The sequence below is a fragment of the Pandoraea pulmonicola genome (genome assembly GCF_000815105.2).
GTDB lineage: Bacteria > Pseudomonadota > Gammaproteobacteria > Burkholderiales > Burkholderiaceae > Pandoraea > Pandoraea pulmonicola.
Genome location: NZ_CP010310.2, coordinates 3684509 through 3705797, shown reverse-complemented (window position 1 = coordinate 3705797; position 21289 = coordinate 3684509). Strand labels below are relative to the sequence as shown.

At 69.4% G+C, this 21289-nt stretch carries 2 protein-coding genes; both read left to right on the top strand.

The window, feature by feature from the left end; genetic code table 11:
• Window positions 1-7 precede the first annotated feature (7 nt).
• A complete protein-coding gene (locus tag RO07_RS15790; protein WP_039412123.1) occupies window positions 8-13270 on the top strand; it encodes a non-ribosomal peptide synthetase in 13263 nt (4420 codons plus the stop codon).
• Complete coding sequence (locus RO07_RS15785; protein WP_039412120.1) at window positions 13270-21231, top strand: non-ribosomal peptide synthetase; 7962 nt, start codon at window positions 13270-13272, stop codon at window positions 21229-21231. Before RO07_RS15790 ends, RO07_RS15785 begins: the two co-directional genes overlap by 1 nt.
• The last annotated feature ends 58 nt before the right edge of the window (window positions 21232-21289 follow it).

The window sequence follows — 21289 nt, the reverse complement described above, 5'->3', positions numbered from 1 at the left end:
TACCGTCATGAACGACGCTTTCCGTTTGCCCGTGCCGTTCGGCCCGTCCTCCGCCGCGTCCTCCGACGCTCCCATCGAAACCATCGTCGACCTGTTGCGCGCCCGCGCCCGTCTCGAACCTGAACGCGAGGCGCTGCGCGCGGTGGCAAGCGACGAGGGCGACGGCCAGGCGCTCAGTTGCGCCGGGCTCGACGCCCGCGCGCGTGCCGTCGCGGCGACGCTGCAGCGTCTTGCGGATGGCCGGGCGCACGGCGAGCGCGGACTGTTGCTCATGCCGACCGGCCTCGACTACGTGACGGGATTTTTCGGCTGCCTGTACGCGGGCGTGATCGCGGTGCCGGCGTTCCCGCCCGAGTCGGCGCGCCCGCAGCATCTCGCGCGAGTGCGGTCGATCCTGAGCGACGCGCGTGCGCGCTTCGTCCTCACCGATCAGCGCCATCGCGACGCCATGCTGGCCTTCGGCGATGCGGTGCCCGAGCTGCGCGGCGTGGAGATCGTCGTGATCGACGAGATCGAGGAAAGTCAGGCCGACGCCTGGCAGCCGACGGCCATCGCGCCCGCCGACCTCGCGTTCCTGCAGTACACCTCCGGCTCGACCGCCACGCCGAAGGGCGTGATGGTCAGCCACGCCAATCTCATGGCGAACGAGGCGGCCATCGTGGCAGGGCTGGGCATGACGTGCGACGACACCATGGTGAGCTGGCTGCCGCTGTATCACGACATGGGGCTCATCGGCGGACTGCTCTCGCCGATCTATCGCGGCGCACGCCTCGTGCTGATGTCGCCGCAGTTCTTCCTGGAGCGTCCCGTGCGGTGGCTGCGCGCCATCGACCGCTTCGGCGGCACGGTCAGCGGTGGCCCCGACTTCGCCTACCGGCTGTGCGCGCAGCGTATCGATGCCGCCACCATCGCCGGCTTGAAGCTCGACGGCTGGCGGCTGGCATTCTCCGGCTCGGAGCCGGTGCGGCACGACACGTTGACGGACTTCTGCACGGCGTTCGCGCCCGCGGGCTTCTCGCCTGCCGCCGTGTATCCGTGCTACGGGCTCGCGGAGGCGACGCTCTTCGTCACGGGCGGGCGGCGCGGCGATGGCATGACGGCCACCGCGTTCGACCGGGGCGCGCTCGGACAGCAGCGCGCGAGGGCCGGCGGCGATGACGTGGCGATGCTCGTCGGCTGTGGCGTCGCGCCGGCCGACCACGAGGTGCGCCTCATGACGTGGAGCGATGCACCCGACGCGGTACCCGGCCCGGTCGACGCCGGCGGCACGGGAGAAATCTGGGTGAGCGGATCGAGCGTCGCGCAAGGCTACTGGCACAACGAGACAGCGAGCGCGCGCACTTTCGTGCAGGCGGACGGCAAGCGTTGGCTGCGCACGGGCGATCTGGGTTTCATGCACGACGGCCAACTGTACATTACCGGCCGGTGCAAGGACGTCATCATCGTGCGTGGGCACAACCTGTATCCTCAGGATCTCGAGAAGGCGGTCGAGACGGACGTCGAACTCGTGCGCAAGGGGCGCGTGACGGCTTTTGCTGTCGACATCGACGGCGAGCCGGGTATCGGCATCGCGGCGGAGGTCGGCCGCAGCGTGCAGAAGATGGTGTTGCCGCGGACGCTGGCGGAAGCGGTCGCCGTCGCGGTGGCGGATGCCTGTCAGCAGGCGCCGTCGGTGGTGGTGCTGCTCAATCCGGGCGCGTTGCCGAAGACGTCGAGCGGCAAGCTCCAGCGAAGTGCCTGCGCCCAAGGCTGGCGCGACGGCGCGCTCGATGCGTGGTCCACCTGGCAGAACGGCGTGGTGCTCGGGGACCTCGGGAACGGCATGGCGAAAGCGCAAGCCAATACGTCGGCCGCCATGGAGAACGGCACGGCGGCTGCCGAGGCCGATCCTCGTTACGAGGCGGTGGCGGCGATCTGGCGGGAAGTCCTGGGCCGCGCGACGGTGAAGCCCGACGATCATTTCTTCCTGTGCGGCGGCAGCTCGCTGCTTGCCATGCAGGTCCTTGCCCGCGTGCATGAACGGCTGGGTGTGCGCGCGACGCCCGCTTCGCTGTACGAGCATGCGCGCCTGGGCGATTGGGTGCGGGCGCTGGCGGAGCTGTCGCCCGAGTCCAGCGACCACGCCGACGTATCGGCGTTGCGCATTCCGGTGGCGACGCCGCTCTCGCAGACGCCGCATGAACGCGTCTACCGCCAGTCGTTTGCGCAGGCAAGACTGTGGTTCCAACATCGGCTCGATCCGGCGAACAGCGCAGCGTTCCACGTGGGTGGGCAACTGCGGGTCGAAGGACCGTTCGAGGTCGCAACGTTTGCCCAGGCGCTCGGTGCGGTAGTGGCACGTCACGACGCGCTGCGCACGACCTTCGGCGAACGCGACGGCGTCGCCGTGCAGATTGCAAATACGCGTGTCGACTTACCGCTCGTCCAGCACGACGTCGCCGGCGAGGCGGAGCCTGCCGCGGTGGCTGGACGATTGACCGAAGCGGCGTTGACCGAACCTTTCGCGCCCGAGACGTCGCCGCCATGGCGCGTCCTGGCGTTGCGTATCGCACCGAACGAACATCGTCTGGTGTTCGTCCTGCATCATTTGCTGACCGATGCGTGGTCGATGACGCTGCTCGTCGACGAACTCGCGCAGGCCTATGGCGCAATTGCGGCAGGCACGGCGCCTGCATTCGGCGCCAGCGTCCTGCAACCCGGCGACCACGCTCACTGGCAGCGCGCGCGCCTCGACGAGGCGACGCTCGGCCGTCAGCTCGATTGGTGGCAGGCGCGTCTGCCAGAGCCCTCGCCGGTGTTGGCACTGCCGGTCGACCGTGCGCGCGGCGCGACGCGCGGCAGCGCGGGGGCAACGCACGCGCTCGATTTCCCCGCCGGGCTCACCCGAAATCTGCGCGAGTATGCAGCACAGCGCAAGGTCACGCCCTTCGTCGTGCTGGCCGCGTCGTTCCAGTGGCTGTTGCATCGCTACGCGGGCGAGTCGGACGTCCGCGTCGGGGTGCCGGTCGCGCATCGCGACGTGGCTGGGCTGGAGCGCATGCTCGGCTGCCTCGTCAATACGCAGGTCTGGCGCGCGCAGATCGACCCGGCGGGCGACTTCGACGCGCTGGTTGCCCAGGTTCGCGACGGCGCGCTCGACGCGCAGGCCCATCGCGACGCGCCTTTCGAGCGCGTGGTCGAACGTATCGCACCGCAGCGCAGCCTCGGGCACTCGCCGCTGTTTCAGGTGATGCTCAACCACCACACGGCCAACGCGGCGGCCCGTCGCGAGATTGCCGGCTGGCCGGCAGGACTCGCCGTGAGCGCACAGCCGCTGACAGGCGGTGCGCAGTACGATCTCGCTCTGGACATCGACGAGTGGCACGACGCGGCGGCAACCGATCCGCTCGACGGCGTGACATTGCGCGCGCGGCTCACGTTTCCTACCGACCTCTTCGACGTTGCGACCATCGAGCGCATGGGGCGGGACTGGCTGACCGGCCTCGCGGCATTGCTGGCGCTGCCCACGCGCGCGCTGGCGTCGCTCGACGTTGCATTCGCACCCGCGGAGAACGACACGCACCGTGCGGTGCGTCTTCCGGCCGGCGTGGCGTTCCGGAGCGTGCCGGCGCGCATCGACGCGCAAGCCCAGCGCCAGCCGGCGGCCATCGCGTTGCGCGACGAAGCCGGCACGTTGACGTACGCCGGACTGGTCGCCGCATCCAACCGGATCGCGCACTGGCTGCAAGCGCAGGGCGTCGCTCCGGAGGCGCGCATCGGTCTGGCCATGACCCGGCAGACGGGCATGATCGCGGGCCTGCTGGGCATCATGAAAGCGGGGTGCGCCTTCGTGCCGCTCGATCCGGCCTATCCGGCCGAGCGTCTCGCGCAGATCATCGACGACGCGGGCATTGCGTTGGTACTCACCGAGACATCGCTGTCGCAGGCGTTCTGGCAGCCCGCGCGGCGGGGCATCGTCGCGGACATCGTCGCCGACACCTCGTTGCCCGGGCAGGCAACGACGACCGCGTTGCGCGCCGATCAACTGGCCTATCTCATCTATACGTCCGGTTCTACGGGCGTGCCCAAAGGCGTGGCCGTCGAGCATGGCCCGCTCGCGATGCACTGTGCCGCGACCGGCGAGCAATACCGACTGAGCCCGGAAGTGTGCGAACTGCATGTGCTGTCGATCAACTTCGATGGGGCGCACGAACGGTGGATGGCGCCGCTCGCTTTCGGCGCGTCGCTGTTCATCGCCGACGAGCGGCACTGGACGCCGCAGACGATGGTCGACGCCATGCGCCGTCACGGCGTCACCAACGCCGGTTTTCCGACGGCCTATCTGTGCCGGCTCGCGACAAGCGGGGCGACTGGCGCCCCCGCGCTGCGCCTGCTCTCGTTCGGCGGTGAAGCCATGCCGTTGCCCGCGCTGCGTGCCGCACAGGCGATGTTCCGGCCGGCGCAGACCATCAACGGCTATGGGCCGACCGAGACGGTGATGACGCCGGTGGCCTGGTCCATCGACGGCGACCTGGACGCCCAGCCGGCGGCGGGCGTGGCCGGACAGGCTTACGCGCCCATCGGCGAACCGGTGGGGAATCGCCGCGCGTGGGTACTCGATCCGTGGCTGGGTGAGGTGCCGCTCGGGGCGGTCGGAGAGTTGTATCTGGGCGGCGAGGGGGTAGCGCGCGGCTATTTCGACCGGCCGGGGCTGACGGCGGAGCGCTTCGTGCCGGACCCGCGCGGCGAGCCGGGCGCCCGAATGTACCGCACTGGCGACCGCGTGCGACGCCTTGCCAACGGCGCACTCGTGTACCTCGGCCGCTTCGATCAGCAGATCAAGGTGCGTGGATTCCGTATCGAACCGGGCGAGGTCGAGACGCAGTTGCTGCGCGAAGCGGGTGTGGACGACGCTCTGGCAGTCGTGGCGGCCGGCCCCGCCGGCGACCAGCTCGTGGCTTACGTCGCGGGCCGGGGGCTCGATGGCGAGGCCTTGCGCGACGCCTTGGCGAATCGATTGCCCGACTACCTGGTGCCCGCGCTCGTCATGGTGCTCGACACGTTGCCGAAACTGCCCAACGGCAAGCGGGACCGCGCCGCGCTGCCCGCGCCGGTGTGGGGCAGCACGGGCGGACAGGCGCCCGAGAGCGCCGCTGAGCGGGCGCTTGCGGCGATCTGGCAAACGCTGCTGCGCCAACCCGCCGTGAGCCGTGACGACAACTTCTTCGCGCTCGGCGGCGACTCCATCGTGGCGCTGCAGATGGTCGGACAGGCACGGCAGGCCGGTTGGGAGATCGGTGCGCAGGAGGTCTTTCGTCATCAGACGCTGGCGCGGCTTGCGGCACATGCCCGTCCCGTGGCAGCGGCGCGCGCAGGCGCCCCTGAGCCGCTGACGGGCAGCGTACCGCTCACGCCTGTGCAGGCATGGTTCTTCCGTCAGGACGTCAAGTTGCGCGATCACTGGAATCAATGGGTCGAGGTGCGGCTGCCGGAAGGGGGCGATATCGCTGCACTGCGCGAAGCACTGTGCAGCGCGCTCGCGCACGTTGTGCGACACCACGATGCGTTGCGCCTGCGATTTTCGCAGCGCGACGGTCAATGGCAGGCCTGCTACGTGCCGCCCAACGCGCCGGACGATCTTCTTTGGCACGCGGCAATGTGCGACGACGTCCAACTCGCCGAATGCCTTGCGCGGGCGCAGCGCAGCCTCTCGCTCGCGCAAGGCCCGTTGCTGCGCGCGCTGCTCGTGCGCACGGCAGCGGGCGCGTTGCGTTGCTATCTCATGGCACACCATCTGGTGGTCGACGGTGTCTCGTGGCGCATCCTGGTGGAGGACCTGCGAACCGCGCTGGCACAGATCGGCGCGGGAGGGACCGTCGCGTTGCCTGCCGTCGGTCAGTCCATGCGCGCGTACGCGCAACACTGGCATGACTGGATACGCAGCGACGCGGCACAGGCCGCACTCGATGCATGGCGCGAGACATTGTCGGACGCGGTCGACACCCTCGGCGCGGCACAACCTTCGCAACGGCAAACCGGCACTGCCGAGATCGAATACACGTGGCAGGCCAGCGTGACAGCGCCGTTGATGGCGCTGCGGCACGTGCGCATGCACGAAGCGTTGACGGCCGCCGTGGCGCACGCGCTCGGCACGCGCACCAACGCGAAACGCTATGTCGTCCACGTCGAAGGACATGGGCGCGAGGCCGTGGAAGGACGCGGCGAGCTCTCGCGCACGGTGGGTTGGTTCACGGCCGCATGGCCACTGGCCGTCGCCGTCGGGGAGACGCCGCTTGCCACACTGGCATCGGCACGCCTCGCCTGGCGCGCCGCGCCGCTGGGCGGCGCGAGCTATGGCGCGCTGCGCTATCTCGGCACGCCTCATGCGCGGCAAACACTCGACGCGCTGCCTCAAGGGCGCGTCACGGTGAACTATCTCGGCCGCACCGACGCCAACGTCATCGTCGATGGTGGCCTGTCGCACGAGCCGGACGCCCCTCCGCCGAACGAGTTGACGTTCGACGTCTGGCAAGCTGACGACGCGTTGCGGGTGGTCTGCCGCTACGATCGGGCATTCTTCACCGAGCCCGACGTCAAGTCGCTCGTCGGCGCCATCGAATCGACGCTGCGCACACTGGCGGCAACGGCGCCCGGCCATGAGCCGGTCATCGCGGAGGACTTCCCGCACGCAGGACTTTCGCGCGAGCAACTGGCAACGCTGCCAGTCGCGTTGACCCAGCTTGACGCCATCGTGCCCGCGACGTCGATGCAGCAAGGTCTGCTGTTCTATTCGCAGCAGCAGGGCGCCGCCGATCCGTATTTCTATCAGAAGGGTTTCGTGATCGACGGCGATCTCGACTCGCGTGCTTTTGCGCAAGCGTGGCGTGACATCGTCGTGCGGCATGCCGCATTGCGGAGCGCCTATGCCACGGATGTCGGCGAGACGCCGCTGTTGTTGGTGTACGCGAGCGACACGGTGGCCGAGGCGGACGAACTCGTACCGTCCGAAGATTGGCGAGCACTGACTGACATCGAGCAGCACGCGCGGCTCGACGCGCGTCTTGCGGCGGAGCGCGCTGCCGGATTCCCGTTCCTGCAGGCGCATCGGCCCCGTCTGGCGTTGATCCGCGTTTCGCAGGCGCGCTGGTGGCTGTTGTGGAGCAGTCACCACGTGAGTCTCGACGGCTGGAGTACCGGGCTGATCCTGAGCGACGTGATGTCGCGATACACCGAACTCACGAAGCATCGTGGTACGTCGGCCGACAGCGGCGAGGCGCCGTCGTTTGCCGAATTCGCGATTTGGCAGCGCGAGCGGGAGAGCGACGAGGCGGCCTCGCTGTCGCATTGGCGCGGTCTGCTCGATGGCGTCGCCGGGCCGACGCCATTGCCGCTGGCTCGCCGTGGCGGTGAGTCGGCGCTCACACGTGGGCATGACGAAGCGACCTGGATGCTGCCCGCCGCGCAGTGGCACGCGTGGAGCGAAGCGGCGCGCCGCGCAGGTGTGACGCCGGGCACGCTGTGTCAGGGGGCATGGGCGCTGCTGCTCGCGCGCCACGCCGATGTGCGTGACGTGGTGTTCGGCGTGACGGCGTCCGGTCGCTCGGCGGCCGTGCCCGGCATCGAGCGCATGGCCGGGCTGTTCATCAATACGCTGCCCGTCCGTGCGCAGCTCGATCCCCGTCAACGGGTAATGGACTGGCTGCGGCAACTGCAGGCGCAGGCCGCACAGTCGCGCGAGCATGAGCATGTCGCGTTGTCCACGATTGCCCGTGTGGCTCAGCGTGAAGGCGAGGGGGCGGACGGTGCGCTGTTCGAGAGCATCGTCGTCTTCGAAAACTATCCGCTGGATACCGCTCTGCTCGGCGAGCGCGACGACGGCTTGCGGCTGTCGTTGCTCGACCGCGAGCCGCAGGCCCGCAACAACTATCCGCTCTCGCTGATCGTGGAGCAGCACGACGGCTTGCGCCTCGTGCTCGCCTACGCGTGCGAACGCTTCGACGACGAGAGCGTGGTGCGGCTGGGCGAGCGATTCATCGCGCTGCTTGGCACGTTGGCGGATCGGCTGGAGGCTCCGCTGGGCGCGATTGGCCTACGTAATGAAAGCAGAGAAGGCAGCGAAAGCAGCGAAAGCACCGAAAGCAACGCCGCGAGCGTGTCGGTTGCCCGCGCCGATTGGCCCACGAGCGATCTGCTCGACGACTGGCACGCCCATGTCGCGCGCGATGGCGCGGCGCTGGCCGCCGAAGGCGAGGACGGTCGCTACAGCCGCGACGAACTGGATGCCGCCGCTCATCGTCTGGCCGTCGAACTGCAGTCTCGCGGCATGGGGCCGGAGGATCGCGTCGCGGTGTGCCTGCCGCGCAGCGCAGCGCTGCTCGGAGCGATCCTCGGCATATGGAAGGCGGGCGCCGCCTACGTGCCGCTCGATCCTGCGCAGCCGCTTGCACGGCTCGAACAACTCCTGAAATCCAGTGGCGCAAAGGCCGTCATCGTGGACGACGCGGCGCCGGCCTTGACGCAAGCGCCAGCCATTCGCTGGGCGACGTTCGCGAATGCTGTCGATGACGCGATCCCGCTCGCCCCAGTGCGTACTCACCCCGCACAAGCGGCTTATGTGATCTACACGTCGGGGTCGACGGGGGCGCCGAAGGGCGTGGTGGTCAGTCGCGGCGCGCTGCATAACTATGCGCATGCGGTGACGTCGCGTCTGTGCGACGGCAGCCTGCGCAGGGGCGTGAGCGAGGCCGGCGGTTTTGCCGTCGCGTCGACGGTCGCCGCCGACCTCGGGCATACCACGCTGTTCGGTGCGCTGGTGCTGGGCCGCCCGCTCTACCTCGTTCCACAGGCGTGCGCATTCGACGCGCAACGCTTCGCCGAGTGGTGTGGTGCGCGGCCCATCGACGTCCTCAAGATCGTACCCGGCCACCTGAAAGGGCTGCTCGACGCGGGCGGTGAAGCCGTGTTGCCGCGCGCCGTGCTGGTCACCGGCGGTGAGTCGTTCGTTCCGTCGTTGGCGGCACAGATTCGCGCAGTGCGCCCGACGCTCGCCATGATCAACCACTACGGTCCGACAGAGACGACCGTGGGAGCGCTCACTCACGTCTTGCCGCCGGTGCTCACGCCCGACGCTGCCATTCCAGTCGGGTATCCGCTCGCGAACCTGCGTGCCTGCGTACTCGACGCCGACCTCAATCCGGTGCCGCCGGGCGTGGCGGGCGAGCTCTATCTCGGCGGCGCGGGCGTCGCCCGTGGCTACCTTGGCGCCCCCGGGCTGACGGCCGAACGATTCGTGCCCGATCCGAACGCGGTCGGCGCGCGTCTTTACCGCACCGGCGACCGGGCGATGCGGCGCGATGACGGCGCCTTCGTCTATCTCGGCCGCCTGGACGATCAGGTCAAGATTCGTGGCTATCGCGTGGAGCCTGCGGAGGTGGCGAATGCCATGCGTGCCGCGCCGGGCGTCACCGGGGCGGCGGTGGTGGCGCGCCACGACGGCCCGGGTGGGGCGTGGCTGCATGGTGTCTTCACGGGAACAGCGACGGTCGATGCCGTGCGAGCGGCGCTCGTGGCCGCGTTGCCGCCCGCGTGGGTGCCCGCGCGTCTCGACAGGCTGGAGGTACTGCCGTTGACAGCCAACGGCAAGCTCGACCGGCGTGCGCTCGCGGTGTTGGGCGACAACGCGCACGCGGCGCAAGCCACGCCGGGTGGCGCGGCGGACGATGTGCCGCGAGCTGGCGCGGAAGCCGACATCGCAGCCGTCTGGTGCCAGGTGCTCAAGCGCGAGCGCGTAGGTCGCAACGATGCCTTCTTCGACATCGGCGGCGATTCGATTCTGGCGTTGCAAGTGATTGCTCGCCTGCGCAAGCGCGGCCTGCGGATCGGGCCGCAGCATCTCGCCTCGCATCCGACGATCGCGCAACTCGCGACGCTTTCGCCCTCAGCGACGACGACGGCTCCGGCAGCCGCGACAGCGCGGGACCGCTCGCCGGCGTCGGCAGGTCCCGTCCCTGGCGATCCGCGGCGACGCACGTTCCCGTTGTCGTCGTCGCAAATGCGTGTGTGGCTGGAAACGCAGATGGCGCCGCGCGCGGGGGCGTATCACATCGCCGGCGCGCTGCGTCTGGACGGTCCGTTGCGGGCTGATGCGCTGGCGCGCGCGTTGGACACGCTCTCGGACTGGCACGATGCCTTGCGCACCACCATCGAAGTGAGCGACGCCGACGGTGGCGTGCCGCAGCAGCGAGTGCACGCCGACATGCCGGTCGCCTACACGTTCTACACCATCGCACCGGGCCTGAGCGCGGCCGAGCAGGACGCCGCGGTGCAGGCGAAACTCGACGCATTCACGCGTGAGCCGTTCGATCTGACCGAGGGGCCGCTCTGGCGAGTGCACTGGCTTCGGCTGGACGCCCATTCGCACGTGCTGATGCTTGCCATGCATCACCTGATCTCCGACGGATGGTCGATGAACCTGCTGATCGACGATCTCGCGCGTGCCTACCTTGCCCATGCCGATGGGGGGCTCCCGACGCGCGAGGCGTCCGCGTCGTCACTGCCACCATTGCGTTATGGCGACTACGCGCTGTGGCAGCGAGAGCAATTGAGCGGCGCCGCATACGCGCAGCAACTGGCGTATTGGCGCGACCACCTTGGCGCCACACACCCGGAACTGGCGCTGCCGTTCGATCGCGCGTATCCCGCGATCCGCGACGGTGCCGGCGACAGCGTCGTGCTGCCGATCCCGCCGGATCTGCCTGCCCGCCTCGAACGCTTCGCACGCGAGCACGGGGCGACGCGTTTCATGGTGATGACCGCCGCTTTCCATCTGCTCATGTATCGCGTGACCGGCGAGGGCGACGTGCGCACCGGCCTGCCGGTGGTCGGACGCACGCACGAGGCGCTGGAATCCGTCGTCGGCTTCTTCGTCAACACGCAGGTCCTGTGCTCGCGCATCGAGGCCTCGACCTCGTTTGCCTCGCTTGTCGCGCAGGTGCGCGAGCGGCTGCTCGCGGCGCAGCAACACGGCGACGTGCCGTTCGAGCGTCTGGTGGAGCATCTTGCGCCAGCGCGCAGCGTGTCGCGACATCCACTGTTCCAGGTCACCGTCAATCATCAGAAGCGGGCGTTCGCACCGCTGCGCGATCTTCACGGTGTCTCGATGCGGACGATCGAGCGGCGGGCGCATCACGCCCAGGTCGATCTCGCGCTCGATACCGAGGAAGACGAAACGGGTGCACTGCGCGGCTGGCTGACTTATGCCTGCGATGTTTTCGATGCGCCGACGGTGCGTCGCCTGGGCGAGCAATGGCTGACGTTGCTCGACGCCGCGATGCGCGAGCCCGACGCACCGGCCGCGCGTCTGTCGATGGCCGGCGACGCTTGGCTCGCACAACAGGCGACGCGCGAGCGGGCCGCCGTGGCGACGCCCACGCCCGTGCATCAGGTCATCGATGTGCAGGCCGCCGAGCGCGGCGACGCCGTTGCCGTGCGCGACGCCGGGACCGAACTCTCGTATGCCGCGCTGGTGGCGCGCGCCAATCGCGTGGCGCACGCGCTGCTTCGCGCCGGCGTGCGACCGGAGGCGCGCGTGGGCATCGCGATGTCGCGCGGCGTCGATCTGATCGTGGCGATGCTCGGCGTGCTCAAGGCTGGCGCGGCTTACGTGCCGCTCGATCCGACGTACCCCGCCGAGCGCCTGTCGTACATGGTCGCCGACGCCGGCGTCACGCTCGCCATCACGCAAGAGGCCTTGACTGGGCAGGTGTGGCTGCCCGAGGACGCCATCACGCTTGAATCCGTGCTTGCCGACGAAACGCTGTCGGATCGCGCGCCCGCGGTGGCCGTCCATGCCGACCAACTGGCCTATGTGATCTACACGTCGGGCTCGACGGGCCGGCCGAAAGGCGCGCAGCTCACGCATCGGAACCTGATGCGCTTGCTGCTCGGCACGTCGGGCGATTTTGCGTTCGACGCGAGCGACGTGTGGACGATGTTCCACTCGTACGCGTTCGACTTCTCGGTGTGGGAAATCTTCGGTGCGCTCGTGCATGGCGCGAGGCTCGTCGTGGTGTCGCATGACACCGCGCGCGATCCGGCCGCGATGTGGGCGCTCGTCCTTCGCGAGGGCGTCACCGTGCTCAATCAGACGCCGTCGGCGTTCTATCAATGGCTCGGTGCGATGCCGCCCGACGTGGTTTCCACGACGCTGCGCCACATCGTGTTCGGCGGGGAAGCGCTTGCACCCGCCCGGCTGCACCCGTGGTGGGCGCGGTTCGGCGATGCGACCCGCCTGACCAATATGTACGGCATCACGGAGACGACCGTGCACGTCAGTCGGCGCGTACTGCGCCCCGGCGACATGGCCGGTTCGCCTATCGGCGAGCCGATTGCCGATCTCGACTGGCGCGTGCTCGACGCCGGGCTCAACGAAGTGCCGCCGGGCGTGGCCGGCGATCTGTACGTGTGCGGCGCCGGTCTCGCTCGCGGGTATCTCGGGCAGCCGGGGCTCACGGCGGAGCGTTTCGTCCCCGATCCTAAGGGGGCGCCGGGCGAGCGCATGTATCGCAGCGGCGACCGCGCGCGGCGACTGGCTGACGGTACGCTCGACTATCTCGGTCGCGGCGACGCGCAAGTGAAGCTGCGCGGTTTCCGCATCGAACCGGGCGAGATCGAGGCGCAACTGCTGCAGCACGCGGACGTGACCGATGCCGCGGTGCTTGTGCGCGACGACGGGGCGGGCGAGCAACTGGTGGCGTACGTCGTGTCCGCGCAGGACGCGGCGGCCCTCTGGCCGCGCCTGCGCGAGCATCTCGCCGGACGCCTGCCTGCGTACATGGTGCCGGGGCAGTGGCTGCGGCTCGATGCGCTGCCGCTCACGCCCAACGGCAAGCTCGACCGCCGGGCGCTGCCGGCGCCGCAGGCAGCCGGCGCGGCGGACTTCGAGGCGCCGCACGCCGGTGTGGAGTCGCTCATCGCCTCGGTCTGGCAGGACGTACTCGGCGTGTCGCGCGTGGGCCGCCAGGATGACTTCTTCGCCCTGGGCGGCCACTCGCTGCTTGCCACGCAGGTGGCGTCCCGTCTGCGGGATGCGCTGGCCGTCGAGGTGCCGCTGCGCACGCTGTTCGAAGCGAGCGTGCTCAGTGCGTTGGCGCAAGCGCTCACGGCGTTGACCGAAGCTACGCCGGTGCGGCCGGCGGCGATCGGCGACGCCGTGCAGGACGCACTGCGTGAAATCGAATCCCTTTCTCCCGAGGCGTTGCAGGCGCTGCTCGATTCGGAGGCACGACACTGATGGACGATATTCAAACGACGCTCGCGCGTCTCGCGCCGGCACAGCGTCAGGCGATGATCGCGCTGCTCGAGCGCAAGGGCGTGGAGGTGCGTGAGCATCTGCCGCTGGACGGCTGGGTGCCGCGCGCTACCGGCGCCACCCGCGGTACCGATAAGCAGCCCTATCGCGTGTCCGCATCCTTTGCGCAGCAACGCATGTGGACGCTGCTGCAACTCGACGAGCGCCCGGACACCTATCACATCACCGGCGCGGTGCGGCTCGACGGCGCGCTCGACGTCGAGGCGCTTGCTCAGGCGTTCGGGGCGGTCGTCGCGCGGCATGCGGCCTTGCGCACGACTTTCGACGTCGAGGACGGGAAGCTCGTGCAGGTGGTGCATGCGCACAGCGACGTCCCGCTCGAGGTGATGGACCTGGCGTCCGCCGACGATCTTCACGAGCGCGTCGCGGCGGCGAGTGCCCGCGCGTTCGACCTGACGCGCGGGCCGCTCGTGCGCACGACGTTGCTGCGGCGCTCGCCGCAGGCGCACGTGCTGGTGCTCACCTTGCATCATCTGATCTCGGACGGCGGTTCGCTCGATGTGCTCATCGGCGAAATCGCGCGCGACTATGCCGCGGTGCGCGAGGGCCGAGCGCTGCAGCCTTTGCCGAACGGACCGACGTACGGCGACTTTGCGGTCTGGCAGCGCCTACGCCTCGGCGGCGAAGCGCTGACGCGTCAACTCGACTATTGGGCGACGCAGTTGGCCGACGCCGACGACCTGCTGGCCCTGCCGCTCGACCGACATCGTCCCGCGCAGCGCGATACGGCGGGCGGACGCGTCGCGTTCGCGTTGCCGATGTCGTTGGCGCAGCGCGTGCGAGACGTCGCGCGGGAGGCGCAGACGACGCCGTTCACCGTGTTGCTGGCGTCGTTCCAGGCGCTGCTTGCGCGCTACGCCGCCGGGCAGGGAGACGAGGTCCCGGCCGCGCCGGTCGACGTGCGCGTCGGCGTACCGGTGAGCCATCGCAGCCATACGGCGCTCGAACGCGTGGTCGGTTGTTTCGTCAACACGGTGGTCGTGCGCTCGCGCGTCGATCTGTCGGGCGGTTTTCGCGGCTTGCTCGCACAGGTGCGCAACACGCTGCTCGACGCGCAGCGTCATGCCGACGTCCCGTTCGAGCAGGTGGTGGAACGACTCTCGCCAACGCGCAGCCTGAGCCACAGTCCGCTGTTTCAGGTGATGGTCAATCATCAGCGGCGCCACGCGGCGGCGTTGCAACTGCCCGGTGTGAGCGCGACGGTGCTCGACGGCGAAACGTCGCAGGCAAAGTTCGACCTCGACCTCGGCATCGTCGAGCATCCCGACGGCTCGCTGAGTGGCGGGCTGGGCTACGCTTGCGACGTGCTCTCGTCGTCGACCGCCCAACGAATCTGCACGCATTGGCAGACGTTGCTCGCGGCGCTCGTTGCGCAAGAGGATGCGCCAATCTGGGACTTGCCGCTGGCGGATGCGCAAGAGCAAGCGGCCATCGCCGAATGGGGGGCGCCGCCGTGTGTCGACGGCGGCGCGTCCATCGACGATGCCGACACCCGTACGCTACCGGAGATGATCGCGGCGCACGCCGCGCGGCGTCCCGAGGCGCACGCCATCGAATGCGACGGCGAAGTGCTGACCTACCGCGAGTTGCTGCGTCGTGCCGATGGCGTGGCGGCCAGCTTGCTCGCCAACGGCGTCGAGCCCGAAGCGCGCGTGGGCGTATGGCTGCCTCGTTCGCCGCAGGCGCTGGTGGCGATGCTCGGCGTGTTGCGTGCCGGCGGCGCTTATGTGCCGCTCGACGTCGAGCATCCGACCGAGCGTGTGGCCGAACTTTGCACGGACGCGGGGATTCGCATGGTCGTGACCGACGTACGGGGGCGCGATCGCCTGCCGGCCGGCGTGCAGGCCGTGGAAATCGAGGCGAGCGCGTTTCACGACGCGGGAGGTGTTGCCCTGCCAATGCTGCATCCGGCTCAACTCGCCTACGTCATCTTCACGTCGGGCTCGACGGGGCGACCCAAGGGGGTGGCGGTTCCGCACGGGCCTATCGCAATGCACTGCCGCGCGATCGGCCGCCTCTTCGGCATGACGCCGGCGTTCCGGGAACTGCATGTGGCCTCGCTCTCGTTCGACGGTTCGCACGAACGGTGGCTCACGCTGCTCTCGCACGGCGCATGCGTGGTGCTGCGCGGCGAGCGCCAATGGACGCCGCAGGAAATCTGCGAGCAACTGACGACCCGGCGTCTGACGAATGCCGGACTGCCGACCGCGCTTTTGCGCCACGTGGCGCAATGGGTCGATGCGCATCCGGATGCCGTGCCGCCCGGACTGATCTACTCGTGCGGCGGCGAGGCGCTGTCGCGCGACACGCTCGCCCTTGTCATGCGCACGTTGCAGCCGTCCCGGTTGCTCAACGGCTATGGGCCAACGGAGACCGTCGTCACACCGGTGAACTGGACCGTACTCGCGGGTGGCGAAAGCCCCACACCGTATGCTCCCATCGGGTCGCTCGTAGGCAAACGGCGCGCCTACGTCCTCGACCACCGCCTTGTGCCGGCGCCGGTCGGTGTGGCGGGCGAGCTCTATCTGGGCGGCGAAGGCGTCGCACGCGGCTATCTGGCGCGGCCGGGACAGACCGCCGAACGCTTCGTGCCCGATCCGTGGGGGGCGCCGGGCGCGCGCATGTATCGCACGGGCGACCGCGTGCGCTGGCTCGACGACGGTACGCTCGAATACCTCGGACGCCGCGACCAGCAACTCAAGGTGCGCGGCTTTCGCATCGAACCGGGCGAGGTCGAAGCACAACTGCTTGCCGAGGCGGGCGTTCGCGAGGCCGTTGTCGGCACGGCGCAGGGACCGGCGGGCGTGCAGCTCGTCGCGCACGTGAGCGCGGGGCTGCCGGTCGGGATGAATGGGACGAACGGGACGAACCCCGTCGAGTTCGGCGAGCAGTTGCGTCAGGCGCTCGCCGCACGGCTGCCGTCCTATCTGGTGCCCGCGCAGATCGTCGTGCTCGATGCGTTGCCCAAGCTCGTGAACGGAAAGCTCGATCGCAAGCGGCTGCCCGCGCCGCAGTGGCACAGTGCGAGCGAAGAAGCGCCGCGTGACGGCGCGGAGGCGGCATTGGCAGAGGTATGGCGGCAATTGCTGAGCGCGGCGCAAGTCGGTCGCCATGACAATTTCTTCGCCCTCGGCGGCGATTCGATCGTCGCGCTGCAACTGGTGAGCCGGGCGCGCGAGGCCGGCTGGCGCATCACGGTGCGCGACGTGTTCCGGTATCAGACGCTGGCGGAACTGGCCGCCGTGGCGGAAGCGGGACACGAAGCGCGGGAAGCCGGGGTGCCATCCGATAACGCCGCGCATGACGATACGCCGGCGCTGCTGCCGGTGCAGGCGTGGTTCTTCGCGTCGCCGGTCGAGCATCGCGACCACTGGAATCAATGGGTGCAGGTGGAAGTTCGCGACGCCGGGCGCCCGCTCGATGCGCCGACCTTGCGTCAGGCCTTGCAGGCCGTTGCCGCGCATCACGACGCGCTGCATATGCGCTATCGCCGGACGCCCGAGGGCTGGCAGCCGCATCGTGCGGCAAGTGGCGCGCCGCTCGTCCTGCTCGATGCGGTCGATGCCGCCGACGAAGCGCAGGCGCTGGCAGCCGCGGAGCAGGCACAGCGCGGTCTGTCGCTTGCCGACGGCCCGTTGTTGCGCGGTTTGCTCGTCGCCTTGCCCGGTGGCGTGCAGCGTCTGTTGCTCGTGTGTCATCACCTGGTCGTCGACGGGGTTTCCTGGCGTATTCTGCTCGCGGATCTGCAACGCGTACTTGCCCAGATCGAAGTCGGTCAGCCGGTGACGTTGCCGGAGGCGGGCTCCCCGCACGCGTGGGCTGCCTTCTGGCGTGACTGGGCGGTGTCGTCCGAGGGCGTGCAGGAAGCGCAATACTGGGCGGACGCCCTGCACGGCGCTCATGACACGTTGCCGACGGACGCGACGCCACCCGACGGCGACAGGCAGGCCGATGCCGCCGAAGTCACGCTGACGCTCGACGCCGACGCAACGCGCCGATTGCTGGACGTCGCCAACGATCGCGCGCGGATCCACGAGTTGCTGGTGGCGGCGCTGGCGCAGGCCGTCGGCGAGTGGACGGGTGGGCAACGCATCGCGTTGTGTGTCGAAGGCCACGGGCGCGATGAAGTCCAGATGCCGGGCGCCGAAGCGTTCGACCTTTCGCGCACGGTCGGCTGGTTCACGGCAGTCTATCCGCTCGCCGTCGAGGTGGCGGCGATGCCGCGCGACACGCTGTTCGCACTCAAGCGCGCGTGGCGGTCGATACCGAACGCCGGACTCGGCTTCGGTGCGTTGCGCCATCACGGCGCCGCGTCCGTGCGCGACGCGATGGCGGCATTGCCGCAAGGGCGTGTGACGTTCAATTATCTCGGTCGTCTCGATGCAGGTTTCGGCGACGGTCGGTTCGCCCCGAGCGACGCGCCTGCCGGTGCTGCACGCGACGCGTCGGCGCCGCTGGGCAATTGGTTGTCGGTCGACGGCGCCGTGATCGGGAGCGTGCTGCGTCTGCAATGGCGTTTCTCGCGCGCGCGATTCCACGAGGCGACCATCGAGAAGGTTGCGGCGCGCATGCGGGCGACCCTGGCACAACTGGTCGACGCATGCGCCGACGGGCAGGGCGCGAGCGCGGCCGACTTCCCGCTTGCGAACTTGAGCGAAGCCGCCCTGGCTGACCTGCCGGTGTCGGCGAGCCAGCTCGAGGACGTCTATCCGCTCTCGCCGATGCAGCAGGGGATGGTGTTCCATGCGCGTCTGGCGCCGGACAGCGCGTCCTACGTCAATCAGTTGCAAATCCGGCTCGAAGGGCTGCAACCGGACCGATTCGCGGCCGCGTGGCAAGCCGCCGTGCGACGCCACGCGATCCTGCGCACGAGTTTCGTTTGGCGCGAAGGCGCGCCGCCGCTGCAACTCGTGCATCGCGAGGTGCCGCAGGTGCTACGGGTGCTCGACTGGCGTGAGCGCGTCGGACAGCACGGCGACGGCGTGCTGCGCGAACTGGCCGAAGCCGAACGGGCGCAGGGATTCGATCTTGCGAGTGCACCGCTGCAACGCGTGGCGCTCGTGCGTGTCGGCGAGGACGCGTGGCAACTGATCTGGACGTTGCATCATGTGCTGCTCGACGGCTGGAGCAGCGCCCAGCTCATCGGCGAAATCCTGCAGGCGTATCTGTCCGGTTCGCCCGACGCCGTGCCGCCCGCACCGCGCTATCGCGACTACATCGCGTGGCTCGACCGACACGCCCCGCGGCATGCCGAGGCGTTCTGGCGCGATGCGTTGCGTGCCTTCGAAACACCGACACGGCTGCACGAGACGGTGTTGCGCACGTCGGCCCCGCAGACCGGCCACGGCGAACGCACTTTCCAGGTGGACGCCGAGCGCGCGCAGGCATGGCAGCGTGCGGCGCGCAGCCGGCGTCTGACCGTCAACACGCTGGTGCAAGGCGCGTGGACGTTGCTGCTGCAGCGTTACACGGGACGGCGCGACGTCTGCTTCGGCGTCACCGTGTCCGGCCGTCCGCCGGAGTTGCCGGGCGCCGAGCGCATGATGGGGCTTTTCATCAATACGCTGCCCGTGGTGCAGGGGCCACGGCCGGGCGACGGGCTCGACGACTGGCTGCATCGTCTGCAGGAAGACAACCTGGCCATGCGCGAAGCGCAGAGCACGCCGCTCTACGACATCCAGCGCTGGGTCGGCTGGCCCGGACAGGCGCTGTTCGACTCGCTGATCGTCTTCGAGAACTACCCCGTCGACCGTGCGCTGCGCTCGCAAGGGGCGCAGGCGCTGCGCTTCGGCGACATCGTGAACGTGGAAACGACGCATTACCCGCTCACGATCGGTATCGCCTCGGGCGAGACGATCGACGTGCGCATGAGCTATGACCGCGAGCATTTCGACGGCCCGGCCGTCGAGCGTCTGTGGACGCAGTTGCGCGATCTGCTCGAACAACTGTGCGCGCCGCAAGACGCCCCGCTTCGCGTGGCGGACGTGGTGCTGCACGAGACCGATCCGGCATGGGCCGCGCAGCGTGGACCGCGCCGCACCTTCGACGCGGGCGCGACGGTCGATCGCATCATCGCGGCTTTCGGTCGGTCGCAACCGGACGCCATCGCCGTGACCGACGGCGAGCACTCGCTGACATACGCGGCGCTCGACGAACAGTCGAATCGCATCGCGCATGCGCTCCTGCGTCACGGCGTGGCGCGCGAGCACCGCGTGGGCATTGCGATGACGCGTCGCGTGGAACTGATCGTTGCCATCCTCGGCGTGCTCAAGGCGGGCGGAGCGTACGTGCCGCTCGATCCCGCCTATCCGGCGGAACGTCTCGCCTATGTCGTCGATGACGCCGATATCGCCGTGGTGCTTACCGAAGCGGCGATGCTGGGCGCGGCTTGGCTGCCGCCGGTGAGTCTGGCCGTCGAGACGCTGCTCGACGATGCGTCGTTGCCTGCCGCGCCGCCGGCCGAGGCCGTGGACGCCGCTCAACTCGCCTATGTCATCTACACGTCGGGCTCGACGGGGCGGCCCAAAGGCGTGCAGGTCGAGCACCGTCAACTGACGCGGCTGCTCGACGCCACCGAAGACTGGTTCGGTTTCGGTACCGAAGACGTCTGGACGATGTTCCATTCCTACGCGTTCGATGTGTCCGTGTGGGAGATCTTCGGCGCGCTGGCGCACGGGGGCCGTCTCGTCGTCGTGCCGTATTACACGAGCCGCGAACCGCAGGCGCTCTGGACGCTGATTCGACAGCAGGCGGTGACGGTGCTGTGCCAGACGCCCTCGGCGTTCTATCAAATGCTCGGCGCGCTCCCGGAGGCGGTGTCGCAGACGTCGTTGCGCAACATCGTGCTCGCCGGCGAAGCGCTCACGCCTCGCCGACTGGCGCCGTGGTGGCAGCGCGTCGGTGAGCGTACGCGCATCGTCAACATGTACGGCCCGACGGAGACGACGGTCTATGTGAGCTACGGCGTGGTGGCGCCCGTGGGCGGCCTCGGTGCTTCGCCCATCGGCGAGCCGCTGCCCGACATCGGCTGGCGGGTGCTCGACGCGTCGCTGGCGGAAGTGCCGATGGGCGTGCCCGGCGATCTCTACGTGAGCGGCGATGGGCTCGCGCGCGGCTATCTCGGCCGTCCGGCGTTGAGTGCGGAGCGCTTCGTGCCCGACCCGTGGGGGCCACCGGGAACACGGATGTACCTGACGGGCGACCGTGTGCGGCGTCTGCCCGACGGCACGCTCGACTACCTCGGACGCGGCGATCAGCAAGTCAAACTGCGGGGCTTTCGCATCGAGCCGGGCGAGATCGAAGCGCAGTTGCTCGCGCACGACGAGGTGCGCGACGCCGCGGTGATGGTTCGCAACGACGGCGCGGGCGAGCAACTGGTGGCCTACGTGGTGACGGGCGGTGGTGGCGGCGGCGGCGGCGACAGCTTGTGGATGCGTCTGCGCGATCACCTCGCCACGCGCGTGCCGGCGTTCATGATGCCCGGTCAGTGGCTGCGGCTCGACGCCTTGCCGCTCACGCCCAATGGCAAGCTCGACCGCCGCGCGCTGCCGGCGCCGCAAGCGGTCGCCGCGCAGTTCGTGGCGCCGCGGCCGGGCGCGGAGGCCGACGTCGCGCAGGTGTGGCGGACGGTGCTGGGCGTGCCGCGCGTGGGACGTCACGACAACTTCTTTGCGCTCGGTGGACATTCGTTGCTGGCCACGCAGATGGTGGCGCGGCTTCAGGCCGCGTCGGGCCGTTCCGTGGCGTTGCGGCAGGTGTTCGAAACGCCGGTGCTCGCCGACTTCTGTGCGGCGTGGTCGGCCGCCGCGCCGGCGGCGCTCGATGCCGGCGCCCGCGACGCGCTCGAGGATCTGCTCGGCGACCTGGAGGCCGATGCGGCCTGAATGGGCGCGCGGCGTGTCGCCGCCATTCGATTCGTGGATGTTCTCTGAAGAAGGATCT

Excerpts from the sequence above, each read along its gene's own strand:
- RO07_RS15790 (WP_039412123.1), top strand. The coding sequence starts at position 8 with ATGAACGACGCTTTCCGTTTGCCCGTGCCGTTCGGCCCGTCCTCCGCC.
- RO07_RS15785 (WP_039412120.1), top strand. The coding sequence starts at position 13,270 with ATGGACGATATTCAAACGACGCTCGCGCGTCTCGCGCCGGCACAGCGT.